The 14,187-nt window shown below is 69.5% G+C and carries 13 protein-coding genes; 8 read left to right on the plus strand and 5 right to left on the minus strand.

Translation table 11 applies throughout. The annotated features are described in order from the left end of the window. Nucleotides 1-25: 25 nt before the first annotated feature. The 8 genes from AP234_RS11900 to AP234_RS11935 all read left to right on the plus strand — a co-directional run bounded on the left by AP234_RS11900 (nucleotide 26) and on the right by AP234_RS11935 (nucleotide 9,429). Entirely contained in the window at nucleotides 26-3,070 is a 3,045-nt protein-coding gene (locus tag AP234_RS11900; protein ID WP_055479627.1) for a nitrate- and nitrite sensing domain-containing protein, read from the plus strand. Further along, nucleotides 3,067-3,486 carry a roadblock/LC7 domain-containing protein gene (locus AP234_RS11905; protein ID WP_055479628.1) on the plus strand — a complete coding sequence of 140 codons (420 nt, stop codon included), beginning with the start codon at nucleotides 3,067-3,069 and terminating at the stop codon, nucleotides 3,484-3,486. The genes AP234_RS11900 and AP234_RS11905 overlap by 4 nt, the downstream gene beginning before the upstream one ends. An 18-nt stretch (nucleotides 3,487-3,504) precedes the next feature. After that, the gene (locus AP234_RS11910; RefSeq protein ID WP_055479629.1) at nucleotides 3,505-3,864 is read left to right on the plus strand and encodes a DUF742 domain-containing protein; all 360 of its coding nucleotides are present in this window, start codon (nucleotides 3,505-3,507) and stop codon (nucleotides 3,862-3,864) included. 7 nt (nucleotides 3,865-3,871) lie between these two features. Further along, nucleotides 3,872-4,429, plus strand: coding sequence for a GTP-binding protein (locus AP234_RS11915; RefSeq protein WP_055479739.1), 558 nt, complete (start codon nucleotides 3,872-3,874; stop codon nucleotides 4,427-4,429). 303 nt (nucleotides 4,430-4,732) lie between these two features. Continuing rightward, on the plus strand, nucleotides 4,733-7,930 hold the full coding sequence (locus AP234_RS38565) for a nitrate- and nitrite sensing domain-containing protein (RefSeq protein ID WP_235558120.1): 3,198 nt from the start codon (nucleotides 4,733-4,735) through the stop codon (nucleotides 7,928-7,930). Then, nucleotides 7,927-8,349: a roadblock/LC7 domain-containing protein gene (locus AP234_RS11925; protein WP_055479631.1), complete on the plus strand. Its 423-nt coding sequence runs from the start codon at nucleotides 7,927-7,929 to the stop codon at nucleotides 8,347-8,349. Before AP234_RS38565 ends, AP234_RS11925 begins: the two co-directional genes overlap by 4 nt. 47 nt (nucleotides 8,350-8,396) lie before the next feature. Continuing rightward, the gene (locus tag AP234_RS11930) at nucleotides 8,397-8,840 is read left to right on the plus strand and encodes a DUF742 domain-containing protein (protein ID WP_055479632.1); all 444 of its coding nucleotides are present in this window, start codon (nucleotides 8,397-8,399) and stop codon (nucleotides 8,838-8,840) included. A 25-nt stretch (nucleotides 8,841-8,865) separates the two neighbouring features. Further along, nucleotides 8,866-9,429: a GTP-binding protein gene (locus AP234_RS11935; RefSeq protein WP_063842878.1), complete on the plus strand. Its 564-nt coding sequence runs from the start codon at nucleotides 8,866-8,868 to the stop codon at nucleotides 9,427-9,429. 51 nt (nucleotides 9,430-9,480) lie between these two features. Here the strand turns inward: AP234_RS11935 and AP234_RS11940 are convergent, their stop codons facing one another. From AP234_RS11940 to AP234_RS11960, 5 genes are read right to left on the minus strand one after another with little or no spacing between them, the layout of a single operon-like run. Further along, complete coding sequence (locus tag AP234_RS11940; RefSeq protein ID WP_235558121.1) at nucleotides 9,481-10,482, minus strand: methyltransferase; 1,002 nt, start codon at nucleotides 10,480-10,482, stop codon at nucleotides 9,481-9,483. Next, complete coding sequence (locus AP234_RS38570) at nucleotides 10,479-11,258, minus strand: ABC transporter ATP-binding protein (protein WP_055479634.1); 780 nt, start codon at nucleotides 11,256-11,258, stop codon at nucleotides 10,479-10,481. The genes AP234_RS11940 and AP234_RS38570 overlap by 4 nt, the downstream gene beginning before the upstream one ends. 11 nt (nucleotides 11,259-11,269) lie before the next feature. Next, the gene (locus tag AP234_RS38575; RefSeq protein WP_055479741.1) at nucleotides 11,270-12,085 is read right to left on the minus strand and encodes an ABC transporter permease; all 816 of its coding nucleotides are present in this window, start codon (nucleotides 12,083-12,085) and stop codon (nucleotides 11,270-11,272) included. After that, complete coding sequence (locus tag AP234_RS11955) at nucleotides 12,082-12,855, minus strand: ABC transporter permease (RefSeq protein WP_055479635.1); 774 nt, start codon at nucleotides 12,853-12,855, stop codon at nucleotides 12,082-12,084. The genes AP234_RS38575 and AP234_RS11955 overlap by 4 nt, the downstream gene beginning before the upstream one ends. A gap of 30 nt (nucleotides 12,856-12,885) precedes the next feature. Next, nucleotides 12,886-13,965 (minus strand): ABC transporter substrate-binding protein, encoded by a 1,080-nt coding sequence (locus AP234_RS11960; RefSeq protein ID WP_235558122.1) that lies wholly within the window; start codon nucleotides 13,963-13,965, stop codon nucleotides 12,886-12,888. Nucleotides 13,966-14,187 lie beyond the last annotated feature (222 nt).

The raw sequence follows: 14,187 nt of genomic DNA on the forward strand, positions 1-14,187 counted from the left end.
CGAAAAGGTGGCGGGGCCGGTGAGCATGGAGCAACCGAAGACCGACAAGCCGGGGTGGCGGCGCCGCCTGGCGCTGCGCAACTGGCGGGTGCCCACCCGGCTCGCGGCCCTGATCCTGGCCCCGACCCTCGTCGCCGTGCTGGTCTCGGGTCTGCGCGTGGCCCAGTCGATCGACGACCTCGGCGGCTACCAGCTGGCCAGGTCGGCCGCGGAGTACTCCGTACACCTGCGCGACCTGGCCGAGCAGCTCGCGCTGGAGCGGGACATGAACGTCTGGGGCGGCCCCGCCCGGCGCAAGTTCAAGGTGGACGGAGAGACCGAGCTGACCCGGGCGCAGCAGCGGGCGGTGGTCGACCCGCTGGTCACCCAGGTGAAGGCGGATCTCGAGGAGATCGTCGACGACGATTTCGGGGCGCGTGCCACCGATCAGGCGCAGCAGGTCGGCAGCCGGCTCCAGAGCCTTCCCGGCATCCGTGAGAACGGGGCGCCGGAGGACTACTCCGCCCTGATCGCCAACCTGCTCCGGCTGCAGGACGAGATCAGCGGCACCGACGCCGTCGTGCTGACCGGCAACGTACGCGCGCTGAACGCGCTCGCCCACGCCAAGGAGGAGGTGGCCCTCCAACGGTCGATGCTGACCGACGAGTTCCAGGAGCGCAGGCAGTCCTTCACCCCGGCGGAACTCGAGGCCATGCTCGCCTCCCAGGCTCGCGAGCAGGGGTACCTCGCCACCTTCTACAAGGAGGCTCCGCCGGCGGAGAGCAGCCGGCTGGTGACCCTTCTCGGCGACAAGGACATCGTCGGCATCGAGCTGACGAAGTCCTGGGCGCTGACGCTGGGACTGAAGGGCCAGTCCTTGAGCAGGTACCCGGGCCGGGACAGGATGCTCCAGACCTGGTTCCAGCACAGCACCAGGGCGATCGAGCAGATGGCCACGGCGGAGAAGAGCGTCTCGTCCCTCGTGCTCGACCGGGCCCGGCAGTTGCAGTCCAGTGAGCAGCGCAACGCGGTGACCGCCGCGCTCCTGATCCTGGCCCTCCTCGTCCTGGTCGTCGTCACGACCGCGTTGATCGCGCGCTCGATGGTGCGCCCGCTGCGGCGGCTGCGCGCCGAGGCGCTCGACGTGGCCGGGCGGCGGCTGCCCGATGTGGTGCGGCGGATGCGGGAGACGGACGAGCCCGACCGCGAGCCCGCTGTCCAGCCGATCGACGTCGACGGCGACGACGAGATCGGAGAGGTCGCGCGGGCCTTCGACGAGGTGCACACGCAGGCGCTGCGCCTGGCGGCCGAGGAGTCCCGCCTGCGCGCCAACGTCAACGCGATGTTCGTGAACCTGTCGCGCCGGACGCAGACGCTCGTGGAGCGGCAGATCTCGCTGATCGACGGTCTCGAGCGCGGCGAAGAGGACGGCCGGCGGCTGGCCGACCTCTTCAAGCTCGACCACCTGGCCACCCGCATGCGCCGCAACAGTGAGAACCTCCTGGTCCTCGCCGGGCACGAGCCGCCGCGTAAGCGAAGCCGGCCCGCCCGCCTGGTCGACGTGGTCCGTGCCTCGCTGTCGGAGGTCGAGGACTACGAACGCGTCACGGTCAAGGTGCCCCGCGCCATCGCCATCGCCGGCCACGCCGCCAACGACGTGATCCACCTGGTCGCCGAGCTCGTGGAGAACGCCATCGCCTTCTCCCCGCGCAACACCAGGGTCGTCGTGTCGAGCAGCCCGGTGGAGGGAGGGGCTGTCATGCTCGGCGTCAGCGACGCCGGGATCGGCATGTCGCTGGAGGAGATCGCGGAGATCAACCGGCGCCTGGCGGAGCCGCCGACGGTGGACGTCTCCGTCGCCCGGCGAATGGGCCTGTTCGTGGTCGGCCGTCTCGCGCTCCGGCACGGCATCCGCGTCCAGCTCCGGCGTGGTGACGGCACCGGGGTCATCGCGATGGTGCTCTTCCCCGCGCAGCTCATCTCGGACGCCGATCAGCCGTCGCCTCCGGCCACGGTTCCGGGCGGCCAGATCGCCGCAGGCCGGCCCCGAGGGGGCCACGCGGCGGGCGACCAGATCGGCGCGGGCCAGGGCGCCGGCGGCCGGATGGGAGGCGGCCCGGCCAGGGGAGACCAGCGGACCGGCGCCGGCCTGCCCGTCCGGCAGCCGCTCGGCGACCCGGCCCCGGGTGGCAACGCGTTCCAGCCGTGGGAGGCGATCGGAGACGGCGGCAGCGGTGCGGCGGGTGGCGGCCTCGGCGGTGGAGGCACCGGACGCAGGCCGTTCCAGACGGCGGACACCGGCGCCGGAGGCGATGCCGGGACGTTCGCGCCGTTCGGCGCCCCGACGCGGGACATCACCACGACTCCGCCCTTCGGCACCCCGTTCACGCCACCGCCACCGTCCGCCGAGCCGTACGTGACGCCGCCCGAGCCGTTCCCGGTTCCCTCGCCGGAGCCGTACGGAGGCGGGCACGCCGACTCATTCGGTGCTCCGCCCTACCGGGGCACCCCGGCCTTCACCGAGCACTCGGGCGCCTTCCCGATAGAGGAACCCGCCTCGGTCACCGGACCGCTCCCGGCGGTCGCCGACACCCCGCTGGAGCGCGGGGACGAGTTCCTGCCGATCTTCGCGTCGGTCGAGTCCGCCTGGTTCCGGCGTCCGGAGCCGGGCGAGGCCGCTCCGGCCGCCCCGGCGGATCCGATCGCGGTCCGGCCCGAGCCGCGGCCGGAGTCCGCCGCGCCGCGCCCGCAAGCGGTCCCGCCGATCTCCGGACCCGCCGGTTCAGAGCGCGAGCAGCAGGCGGGAGGATGGTGGTCCCGGGCCGACAGCGGCTTCCAGGCGGCGGACAGCGCACGGGACCCGCAGCTCGGCGGCGTCACGGCCGCCGGGTTGCCGAAGCGGACGCCCAGGGCCAACCTGGTTCCCGGCTCGGTGGGCACGGAGAGCACGTCGCCGGCCCCGCGTCCCGTGGTGTCGGCCGAGGCGGTGCGCAGCCGCCTGTCCAGCTTCCAACAGGGAGTACGGCGAGGCCGGGCCGAACTGGCCGACGGATCCGCCGGTGAGACCGGTAACGAGGAGGAGAGCTCGTGACTGAGCTGAGCGTGGAGGTACGCAGGTTCGACTGGCTGATCACCGAGTTCGTCAACTCGACACCGGGGGTGGCGCACGCCGTCGTGGTGTCGTCGGACGGACTGCGGCTGGCCCAGTCGGACGGTTTCCCGCACGACCGGGCCGACCAGCTCGCCGCCGTCGCCGCCGGCCTGCTCAGCCTCACCGCGGGTGCGGCGAGGGTGTTCGAGGGCGGGCAGGTGACCCAGACGGTCGTCGAGATGCAGCGCGGATTGCTGCTCGTCATGGCGATCAGCGACGGGTCGTGCCTGTCCGTGCTGGCCTCGCCCGACTGCGACATGGGCCTGGTGGCCTACCAGATGACCCTGCTGGTCGAGCGGGCCGGTCAGGTGCTCACCCCGGCGCTGCGTGCCGAACTCCAGACCTCTCGTCGATGACGACAGAGGGAGACGGGCATGCGCGCGGGTGACGGGACAGAGGACGAGCCTCTGTTCCGTCCTTACGCCGTCACCGGTGGTCGATCCGAGCCGCGTTACCACATGGCGATGGAAACCCTCGTATCATCGGTGACCTTGAAGGGCAATGATTATTCCCTGCTCACCCCCGAGCAGGAATCGATCATGATTTTATGTCGTTCCGTACGATCGGTCGCGGAGGTCTCGGCACTGCTCCGGGTCCCCCTAGGCGTGGCCCGCGTGCTCATCGCCGATATGGCCGACGAGGGTCTGGTGCGCCTCCACATGCCACAGCTCGATGAGGGGCAGCCGGACCTCAACCTGCTCGAAAGGGTGCTCAGTGGACTACGCAGGCTCTAGTCGTGGGCTGACCTCGACGAAAATCGTCGTTGCGGGTGGGTTCGGCGTCGGGAAGACGACCTTTGTAGGCGCCGTCTCCGAGATCCTCCCCCTGACCACCGAGGCCGTGATGACCGACGCCAGCGCCGGCATCGACGACCTGGGCCTCACGCCGAACAAGACGACGACCACGGTCGCGATGGACTTCGGCCGGCTCTCGCTCGATCAGGACCTGATCCTGTATCTGTTCGGGACACCGGGTCAGCATCGGTTCTGGTTCATGTGGGACGACCTCGTCCGTGGCGCGATCGGCGCGGTGGTGCTGGTGGACAGCAGGCGGCTGGCCGACTGCTTCCCCGCCATCGACTACTTCGAGGAGGCCCAGCTGCCCTTCCTCGTCGCGCTGAACGGCTGGGACGGCCAGTACCTCCACTCGGAGGAGGAGGTGAGGGAGGCCCTGTCGCTGCCTCCGCACGTGCCGATCGTCCGTACGGACGCGCGCTCCCGGGATGCGGTGAAGTCGACGCTCATCAGCCTGGTGGAGTACGTGCTGACCGTGCGGTCGGCCTACGGCCGTACCTACTGACGCGGCCCGTCCGCGGTCACGAGAACGAACATGATCCTGCACGCGGCGGGGCCCGGATGACCCGTTCAGGCCGGGCACTGGCCGCCGAGGCACTATTTGCTAATCAAGCCTGTCCGATATTTAGCCAATTAAGGTCATATACGTGCCCCGTTAGGCTGTTTGTGTACGGGTGTTCGGTTGGCCTCCCTGGTGTCGGTGTGCTGCAATTACCCTCGCCTGCAGGACGTCTCAACTGTCACGACTGCGCACTCGTCGAGAGACAATCCCCCCTGCGCGCACATACGGCGAGAGGTTGCTAAGCCTGTGAGGAAACAAGACCCCCGGACCGAGGAGAGCCCAGAAACCGGGGTTCCGGCCGAGCAGGGGCCAGACGAGGGAAGCCGGTTCCTCCTGCGCAACTGGCGGGTACGGTCCCGGTTGGTGGCGCTGATCCTCATCCCGACCCTGGCCGCCCTGGTGCTCGGCGGTCTCCGTGTGGTCACCTCCCTCGACACCGCGGCGGGATACCAGCGGGTGAACGATCTGGCTCGGCTCGTGGAGAGCGTCGCAGGGCTCACCCACGAACTGCAGGCCGAGCGGGACCGGGCGGCCTGGAACGCGGCCATCGGCAGGCCCGCGAAGGCAGTCGCGGCGGTGAACGCCCAGATAAAGCTGGCGGACACGGCGCTCGCCGACGTCCGCGGGCTCGCCACCGACGCACGGTCGAAGGTGGGCGAACGCGCCGGCGACGAGGTCGAGAACATCCTCGCCAAGCTGGACAGCCTGGAGCCGCTGCGCAAGCAGGCGGTGGAGGGCACCCTGCTGCCGAGCGCGGTCCTCGAACAGTACTCCCTCGTCATCGAGAACCTCCTCGCCCTGCAGGACGAGCTGGCCAAGGACGGCCAGGACGACCGGCTCACCGCCATGTCGGTCACCCTGGCCGCGCTCGCCAGGGCCAAGGAGAGCGCCTCGGTGCAGCGCGGTCTGCTCACGACGGTGCTTCCGGCCAGGCGGTTCGAGCAGGCGCAGCTGCAGGACTTCCTCGGCGCCATGTCCGCTCAGGAGCGCGAACTGCGGGAGTTCCGCAAGAGCGCGTCCCGTGAGGAGCGGAGCGACTACGACTCGACCGTCACCGGCGACAAGGTCGACGACGCCGAGTTCCTCCGTACGCTGGTGCTGGACCGGGCCAACGCCGGCTTCCCGCTCAACGGTCTCGACCGCTCGGTCCGCGACGACAACCGCAGATGGTTCGACGCGATGACCCAGCCGATCAACCGAATTCGTACGGTCGAGGCCAAGCTGAATTCGTCGATCGTGGCCAGGAGCCAGGAGCTCAAGGACGACGAGCAGCGGCGCGCCCTGATCGTGGCCGGCGCGGTGGCGCTCCTGCTGATCGCCGTGCTCGCCATCACCACCGGCGTCGCCCAGTCGCTGGTGCGGCCGCTGCGCAGGTTGCGCAGCGAAGCGCTCGAGATCGCCGGCCACCGTCTGCCCGGCGTCGTCCAGCGGCTCCGGGAGGCCGGCGACACCGGTGAGACCCCGCACATCGCCCCCATCGGGGTGGTCGCCCGCGACGAGATCGGCGAGGTCGCGCGGGCCTTCGACGAGGTGCACCGCGAGGCCGTACGACTGGCGGGCGACGAGGCACGACTGCGCAGCAACGTCAACGCGATGTTCGTGAACCTGTCGCGGCGCACGCAGACCCTGGTGGAGCGGCAGCTCTCCCTGATCGACGGTCTGGAGCAGAGCGAGCAGGACGAGCGACGGCTCGCCGACATGTTCAAGCTCGACCACCTGGCCACCCGCATGCGGCGCAACAGTGAGAACCTCCTGGTCCTCGCCGGCCAGGAGCCCGCACGCCGCTGGGGTCAGCCGGTGTCGATCGTCGACGTGGTGCGTGCCTCGCTCTCCGAGGTCGAGGGGTACGAACGGGTCGACGTGCGGGTGCAGCCCGGCGCCGCGGTCGTCGGCCAGGCCGTCAACGACGTCGTCCACCTGATCGCCGAGCTGGTCGAGAACTCCATCTCGTTCTCCCCGCGTGAGACCAAGGTCGTCGTGTCGAGCAACCGCATCGACGGCGGCGGTCTCATCGTCTCCGTCAGCGACCGCGGCATCGGCATGACCCCCGAGGAGGTGGCGCAGACCAACCATCGCCTCGCCAACCCCCCGGTCGTGGACGTGTCGGTGTCCCGCCGCATGGGCCTGTTCGTGGTCGGCCGCCTGGCCCTGCGCCACGGCATCCGGGTGCAGCTGCGCCAGCAGGACGTGGGCGGGCTGACCGCGATGGTGCTGCTGCCCGAGTCGCTGCTCGCCCAGACGGGACCGGCGTTCCCCGGCATGGCCGGGGCATCCGGCGGCTTCGGCATGCCGGCCCAGGTCGGGGCCTCCAGCGGCATGGGCATGACCGGCGAGCTGAACATGCCCGGTGAGCGGGCCGTCCCGGAGCAGACCGGCGCCAACCCCTTCGACGAGCCGAGTGGTCCGAACTCCTTCGGGCCCGCGCCGCGGCCGTCGTTGTTCGGCGCCGACGCGCCCGGTCTGAACACCCCGGGCGTGGGCACAGCGGGGCCGGGAGCCCCACGGGGCGACTCCTTCGAACGCGGCCCGTTCGAGACCTTCCCCAGGGAGAGCGTGGGACGCGATCCCGATCCCTTCACGCGTGCCCCGTTCGGCGGCGCTCCGTTCGGCGGCGGCCCCGCCAAGCGGGAGCCGGGCGGGCCGGACGCCCCCGGCCCGATCTCTTCCTCGACCGACCCGTTCGAGACGACCAAGTTCGACTTCGACGTGAATCCCGCCGACAGCGGTCGGTTCGACGCCAACCCCTTCGACACCAACCCCTTCGCACGCGGACGCGCCGGGGAGGCCCCCGTCGACACGCCGTGGCCGGGGCACCTGCCCCCTCCGGGCAGCGGCACCTCCTGGCCCGGCTCGCCCTCCCCGGACCGGACCACCGGCACCGGAGGCGAGTGGCCGGGATGGCCCGGGGGCGGCGCGTTCGAGGGTGACATCGATCACACCGGTCCGCTCCCCGTGGTCCGCACCTCGCCCATGGAGTCGGAGGAGGAGTTCTTGCCGATCTTCGCCGCCGTCGAGTCGGACTGGTTCAAGAAAGTCGACCTCTCCGACGAGAAGAGCGACTCCGGCGACGAGCCGCCCGCCAAATTGTGGTCGTCCCCGGCGGACGCCGGGTGGCAGGCGGCGAAGGCCGCGGCCGAGCCCACGCTCGGCGGCGTCACCGCCTCCGGGCTTCCGAAGCGCGTGCCCAAGGCCAACCTGGTCCCCGGCTCCGCCACGAGTCCGGCCTCCGCTCCCGTCCCCGCCGAGCCCGCCGCGGCGCCACCGCCGCCACCGCCACCGGTCCTTTCGCCCGAGCGCGTGCGCAGCAGGCTCGCCAGCTTCCAGCAGGGCGTACGGCAGGGCCGCGCCGTGGCGCGCGGAGAGGCCGGCGAGGACCAGGCATACCCCGGGGCGCCGCCGCTGGGCGACCCTAGTGCCCAGGACAGTGAGAAGGAGGACTCATGAGGGAGATGAGCCAGGCCGCACGCGGCGTCAACTGGTTGATCACGGATTTTGTGAACAACGTGCCCGGTGTGGCGCACGCGGTGGTGGTGTCCTCGGACGGCCTGCCGCTGGCGTTCTCCGATGGGTTTCCCAAGGATCGGGCCGATCAGCTTGCGGCGGTGGCGGCGGGTTTGATCAGTCTGACGCAGGGCGCCTCGCGGGTGTTCGAGGGCGGGGCGGTGACGCAGACGGTCGTCGAGATGCAGCGCGGGCTACTGTTGATCATGTCGATCAGCGACGGGTCGTGCCTGGCCGTGCTCGCGGCGGCCGATTCCGATATGGGATTGGTGGCGTATCAGATGACGTTGCTGGTGGAACGTGCGGGACAGGTGCTCACGCCCGCGGTGCGGGCCGAGCTGCAGTCGTCTCACCCGAGGTGACGGATCGGCCGTCCCCGGTGACGTTGGCACGACGAGGTCAGGAGGACATGGTGGCAGGCGGTTGGACCAACGAGCCCTATCCGCCGGTGGACGATGCCCACCGGCACTACGGCGGCGCGAACCCCGCCCCGTCCTCGGCGCCACCGCCGCAGCCCAGCAGCTCTCTGGTGCGTCCGTACGCGGTGACCGGAGGGCGCACGGCACCGCGCGTGCAGCTCGCGATGGAGGCGCTCGTGTCGTCCATCACCCTGGTCAACCAGGACCTTTCCACGCTCACGCCGGAACGGCAGGCCATCTGCTCGCTGTGCCGTCAGGTGCGGTCGGTGGCGGAGGTGTCGGCGTTGTTGCGGATTCCGCTGGGTGTGGTGCGTGTGGTGATCGCGGACATGGCGGCTGAGGGGTTGGTGCAGGTGCATCAGCCGCAGCTGGATGCGGGCAAGCCGGATGTGACTTTGCTGGAGAGGGTGCTCAGTGGACTTCGCAGGCTCTAGAGATGTGGCCGGTTCCGGTCGGGGGCTGACGTCGACGAAGATCGTCGTTGCGGGTGGTTTCGGTGTGGGGAAGACGACGTTCGTGGGGGCGGTGTCGGAGATCATGCCGTTGACGACGGAGGCGGTGATGACCGATGCGTCGGCGGGGGTGGACGATGTGGGGTTGGTTCCGCATAAGACGACGACGACGGTGGCGATGGATTTCGGGCGGGTGTCGCTGGATCGTGATTTGATCTTGTATTTGTTCGGGACGCCGGGTCAGCATCGGTTCTGGTTCATGTGGGATGACCTGGTGCGGGGGGCGATCGGTGCGGTGGTGCTGGTGGATACGCGGCGGCTGGCCGACAGTTTTCCGGCGGTGGATTATTTCGAGGAGGCGCGGTTGCCGTTCGTGGTGGGGATCAATGGGTTCGATGGGCGGTTTCCGCATGGTGAGGAGGAGATTCGGGAGGCGATGACGTTGGGGGCGCATATCCCGATCGTGCGTACGGACGCGCGTGATCGGGAGTCGGTCAAGAGTGCGTTGATCACTCTGGTCGAGCACGCCCTGACCACGCACGTCGCCGTACCCCAGCGGGGACTTTCCTGACCGACCCCGGCCCCGACCCCGACCCCGGCTCCGCGACCTCGTCGGAGCTCGTTAGAGGGGGAGCGCTTCGATCAGGCTCGCCCCGGCGGGGAGCGGCAGCACCCGCGACAGCGACAGGCCGCTCTTACCGAGCAGGGTGGCGTACTCGCTCCGGGTCCGTTCCTTACCACCCAGCAGGGTGAGCATCCGCAGGTCGATCTCCTTGCCGATGTGCGGTGAATCGTCGTCGGGGAGCACCATCTCCACCAGCAGCACCCGGCCATCGTCGGCCATCGCGTCCCGCACGTTGCCGAGGATGCGCAGCGCGTCGTCGTCGTCCCAGTTGTGGATGATGCTCGCGAGCAGGTAGGCGTCCGCGCCCTCCGGAACGGCCTCGAAGAAGTCGCCGCCCACGAATTCGCACCGGTCGCCGAAGCCGCGCGTGCCGAGCGCCTCGCGCGCGTGGGCCACCACGCCCTCGCGGTCGAAGAGCACGCCGCGCAGCCGAGGGTTCGCGTCGAGCACGGCCGCGAGCAGATGTCCCCTTCCTCCGGCCACGTCCACGAGCGTGCCGCAGCCCGAGAAGTCGTAGGCGGCGGCCAGCGCCGGCTCGATCGAAGCGGCCCGGATCCCCATGTAGTCGTTGAAGTTCCGCCCGGCCTCGGGTCGTTCCGCCAGGTAGTCGTAATAGGTCCCGAAGCGCTCGATGAACGGGGAACGGCCGTGCCGTACGGCCTCGGGCAGCGTCCCCATGGCGTACCAGTAGCCGGGCTCCATCATCACCCGCAGCGCGGCGCGCATGCTGCCGGGCACGCCCTCCCGCAGGGCCTGGCCGCTTTCGGTCAGCTCGTAGACGCCGGGACCGACGGTGCGGACGATCCCGATGCCCGCCAGCTCGCGCATCACCCGTCCGAGCGAGGGGGCGTGCGCCCCGCACGCGGTGGCCAGTTCTGTGACGCTCATCGGGCCGTCCGCCAGATGATCGGCGCAGCCCAGCTCCGCCATGGTGGCCATGGCGCCGAGCCGGGTGATGCCGATGACGGCGTCCCAGATGGGGTCGGTCGAGTCGATCAATGCTGCTCCAGAACGGTGGTCGCGGTGGTGGAACCGCCTCGGACGAGGCGGCCGACTTCGGCGCGCAGCCGGACGAACTCGTCGAGCTGCCGGGTGGCGATCTGGTCGCGTGATCCGCCCAGGCCGACCTCCAGATCGGCCGCGACCCGCGCGGGCGACCTGGTGAGGACGATGACGCGGTCCCCGACGTACACGCTCTCGTCGATGTCGTGGGTGATCAGCAGGATCGTCATCCCCTGGTGTGCGCAGACCCGCAGCACCAGGTCCTCCAGATCCTCACGAGTCTGGGCGTCGACCGATCCGAACGGCTCGTCCATGAGGAGGAGCGCCGGGCGGTAGGCGAGGGCACGCGCGATCGAGACACGCTGCTGCATGCCGCCGGACATCTCCCAGGGGTATTTCCCGCCGGCGTCGGCCAGGCCCACCTGGTCGAGGGCCGCCATCGCGGCCTCCCGGCTGCGCCTGCGGTCCAGCCCCCTGCGCCGCAGCGGCAGCGCGACGTTGCTCATCGCCGTCATCCACGGAAAGAGCGAGCGGCTGTAGTCCTGGAAGACGATCGCCAGGTTGTCCGGGATCCGGTCGATCGGCCGGCCGCCGAGCAGGATGCTGCCGCCGGACGGTCTGACGAGTCCGGCGATCGAGCGCAGCAGGGTCGACTTCCCGCACCCGGAGGGGCCGACGACGCTGACCAACTCGCCTTCGGCGACGGACAGGCTCACCCCGTCGAGCACCCGGTGCGAACCGTACGAATGGACCAGGTCGGTGATCTTGAGCACGGGATACCCCCTTAGTTGGTCTGCCTGGCGCCCCGGTGCCAGGCGAGCACGCGCCGCTCCAACAGCAGGAACGCGGAGTTGAGCAGGTAGCCGAGCAGGCCGAGCATCACGAGGCAGCCCCACATGTCGGGGAAGAGGTAGCTGCGCTGTGCCCAGAGAAGCTGGTAGCCGATCCCTCCGCTGCCGCCGAAGATCTCGGCGATCACCAGGAGGATCAGTGCCAGGGAGAGGGCGAGCCGCAGACCGGCGAAGATCTTCGGCATGGCGGCGGGGAGGATGACCTGCCAGAGGCGCTGGGACGCGGAGAAGCCGAAGATGCGCGCCGTTTCCAGATGCTGCCGGTCCACGCCGCGCGTGCCGTCGACGGTGTTGAGCAGGATCGGCCAGATCACCCCGAACACGATGGTGGCGAGCTGTGCCGGCGTGCCCAGCTTCAGCAGGGCCAGGAAGAACGGCACCAGCAGGGGCGGTGGTACGGCCCGGCCGAGATCGATGAGCGGGTCCAGGTAGTCGGACAGCCGGGGCGAGCAGCCGATGGCGATTCCGGCGAGCACGCCGAGGACGGCGGCGGCCAGCCAGCCGCCGAACAGCCTCGCGAGGCTGGGGCCGAAATCGCTGAGCGCCTGGTCCGTCAGCAGGAGATGGGACGCCGGGCCGGAGAACCATAGCTCGTGCATCCGCGCGAGGATCGCCGAGGGCGGAGGGAAGAACGGCTGCTCGGCCGTGCGGGTGACGATCTCCCAGATCGCGATCGTGACGGCCACCAGCCAGAGCCGGCCGAGTGAACGGATGACAGGGACGACGGGCCCGCCGGAACGCAGGTTCATCTGGGGCTCCCCGATCTCACGCGGTGCCACCGGAACAGCCGGCGTTCCGCCGCGACCAGGACGGCGTTGGAAAGGACGCCGAACAGGCCCGCCCACAGGGTCGCGGCCAGCATCAGGTCGATCCGGCCCGCACTGGCGGCCTCGGTGATGAAGATCCCGATTCCCTCCGCGCCGCCCGCCAGCAACTCCGCGCTGACCGCCAGGATGATCGCGATGCCGGAGGCGACCCGCACCCCGGTCGCGATGAACGGTGCCGCACTGGGCAGCGAGACCCGCAATAGTACGGACACCGGTCCGAACCCGAAGCTGCGCAGGGTCTCCTTGGCGAGGGGATCGACGTCTTTCACGCCGTAGATGGCGTTCATCAGCACCGGCCAGGACGACGCGTACAGGATGACGGCCAGCCTCAGGTGCAGGTTGTCGCTGAAGAGCAGGATCGCGAGCGGGATGATCGCGACCGACGGGATGGGCCGGAGGAACTCGATGAGCGGGCGGACCGCACGTTCGACGGCGGGCAGCGCGCCGAGCGCCAGCCCGGCGGGTACGGCCACCGCCACGGTGAGCAGGAGCCCCAGGGCCCAGGCTGTCACCGTGGCGGTGGCGTCGGCGAGGAAGTCCGGGTCGACGATCAGGCCCGCGGCGCTGACGAGGATCGTCGACATGCGGGGCAGGAAACGTTCATCGATCAACCCGCTCATGCCGACGGCCTCGACCGCTGCGACGAACCCCGCAGCGCCGACGACGCCGCGGAGCACTCGGACCCGGTTCATGATCTGATCATGGTCTCGCGGCGGTCTCCGTCAGCTCGCCGGCGGTGCCAGGATCAGCGACTTCACGTCGAGATCCGTCTTCAGGTAGCCGTACTCCTTCATCAGGTCGGCCACCCGCTGGAGGCGCTCCTCGCTCAGCGACGTCGGATAGGAGCCCAGGGCGATTACCGCCGCCGTGGCAGCGTCGATCTTGGTGTACTTGGGCAGCACCTCGTCCACGATCTTTCGGTCGTTCGCGACGAGCTGCTGGGCCTTGCCGAGGGCACGCTGGAAGGCGGCCAACGTCTTCGGGTACTTGTTGGCGATGCTTTCCGTGGTCAGCCAGCCGGCGACGGGAAAGTCCTCGGTCGGTCCGGTCATTTGGTCGGTGACGATTCTGGCGCCCGCCTTGGACGCGACGGTGATAAACGGCTCGACCATAGCTGCCGCATCGACCTGACCGTTTTCCAGGGCGGCCGGCATGTCGGGGTATGGCTTCTCGACGAACTGGTCCTGGGTCGCGGTCACCCCCGCCACCCTCATCTGGACCTCGGCCGTCAGCTGGCTGAGGTTGTTGAAGGTATTGACGGCGATCTTCTTCCCCTTGAGGTCGGCCGCGCTCTTGATGGGGGAGTCCTTCTTGGCCATGATCACGAAGGCGCCGGGGGCGGAACCATAACTGTCGGCCACGAACTTGAACTTCCCCGCGCCCTTCTCCTGCGCCAGGAAGGTGCCGATATAGGCGCTGAGTGTCAGGTCGATGCTCTCGCCCAGGATCTTCTGGATGCCGATGGCGCCGCCCGCGAGGACCTCGGTCTTGACCTCCAAGCCCTCCTCCTTGAAGAAGCCGCGGTCGATGGCGACCTGGAGCGGCGCGATGTCCGGGACGGGGATCGTGCCCACGACCAGCGTGGTCTTCTCCAGGGCGGAGCCGTCGGCGGAGGAGTCGGACGATGTCTCGGTGCTGCAAGCGGTCAGGGCCAGCACGGCCGCGACACCTATGGCGAAGGTTCGCCCCATAAGCCTCATTAGCTCTCCTTTGGCGGGGAGTGACGCCCGACTGGTCAGGTGATCAAGCGAAGACGGGCGACGGGCGAGAAGCGTACCGGAGTCAAAACGACTTAACAGCATTCGGTCATATATGTCATACAACTTCCCCGAACGTCCATTATGTCCAACTATCTGATCTACTGGAGGTTTGGACCGATGCCAAGGCGTAACCGTGTTTAGCACCTGACATGCCATCATCCGGATACTGCTGGACACCTCACTTATGGTCACTTTAGAACGCTATTCGGTGCTTTTTGGATCGTTCCAAATATATTCGAAGCCTTGGTCTAGCTCGTCCATTTA

It is taken from the genome of Sphaerimonospora mesophila, from assembly GCF_001417795.1.
Lineage (GTDB): Bacteria > Actinomycetota > Actinomycetes > Streptosporangiales > Streptosporangiaceae > Sphaerimonospora > Sphaerimonospora mesophila.

Coding starts and splice junctions, on each gene's coding strand:
- AP234_RS11925 (WP_055479631.1), top strand. CDS start 7,927: ATGAGGGAGATGAGCCAGGCCGCACGCGGCGTCAACTGGTTGATCACG.
- AP234_RS11960 (WP_235558122.1), bottom strand. CDS start 13,965: ATGCTGTTAAGTCGTTTTGACTCCGGTACGCTTCTCGCCCGTCGCCCG.
- AP234_RS11955 (WP_055479635.1), bottom strand. CDS start 12,855: ATGAACCGGGTCCGAGTGCTCCGCGGCGTCGTCGGCGCTGCGGGGTTC.
- AP234_RS11900 (WP_055479627.1), top strand. CDS start 26: ATGGAGCAACCGAAGACCGACAAGCCGGGGTGGCGGCGCCGCCTGGCG.
- AP234_RS11910 (WP_055479629.1), top strand. CDS start 3,505: ATGCGCGCGGGTGACGGGACAGAGGACGAGCCTCTGTTCCGTCCTTAC.
- AP234_RS38575 (WP_055479741.1), bottom strand. CDS start 12,085: ATGAACCTGCGTTCCGGCGGGCCCGTCGTCCCTGTCATCCGTTCACTC.
- AP234_RS11930 (WP_055479632.1), top strand. CDS start 8,397: ATGGTGGCAGGCGGTTGGACCAACGAGCCCTATCCGCCGGTGGACGAT.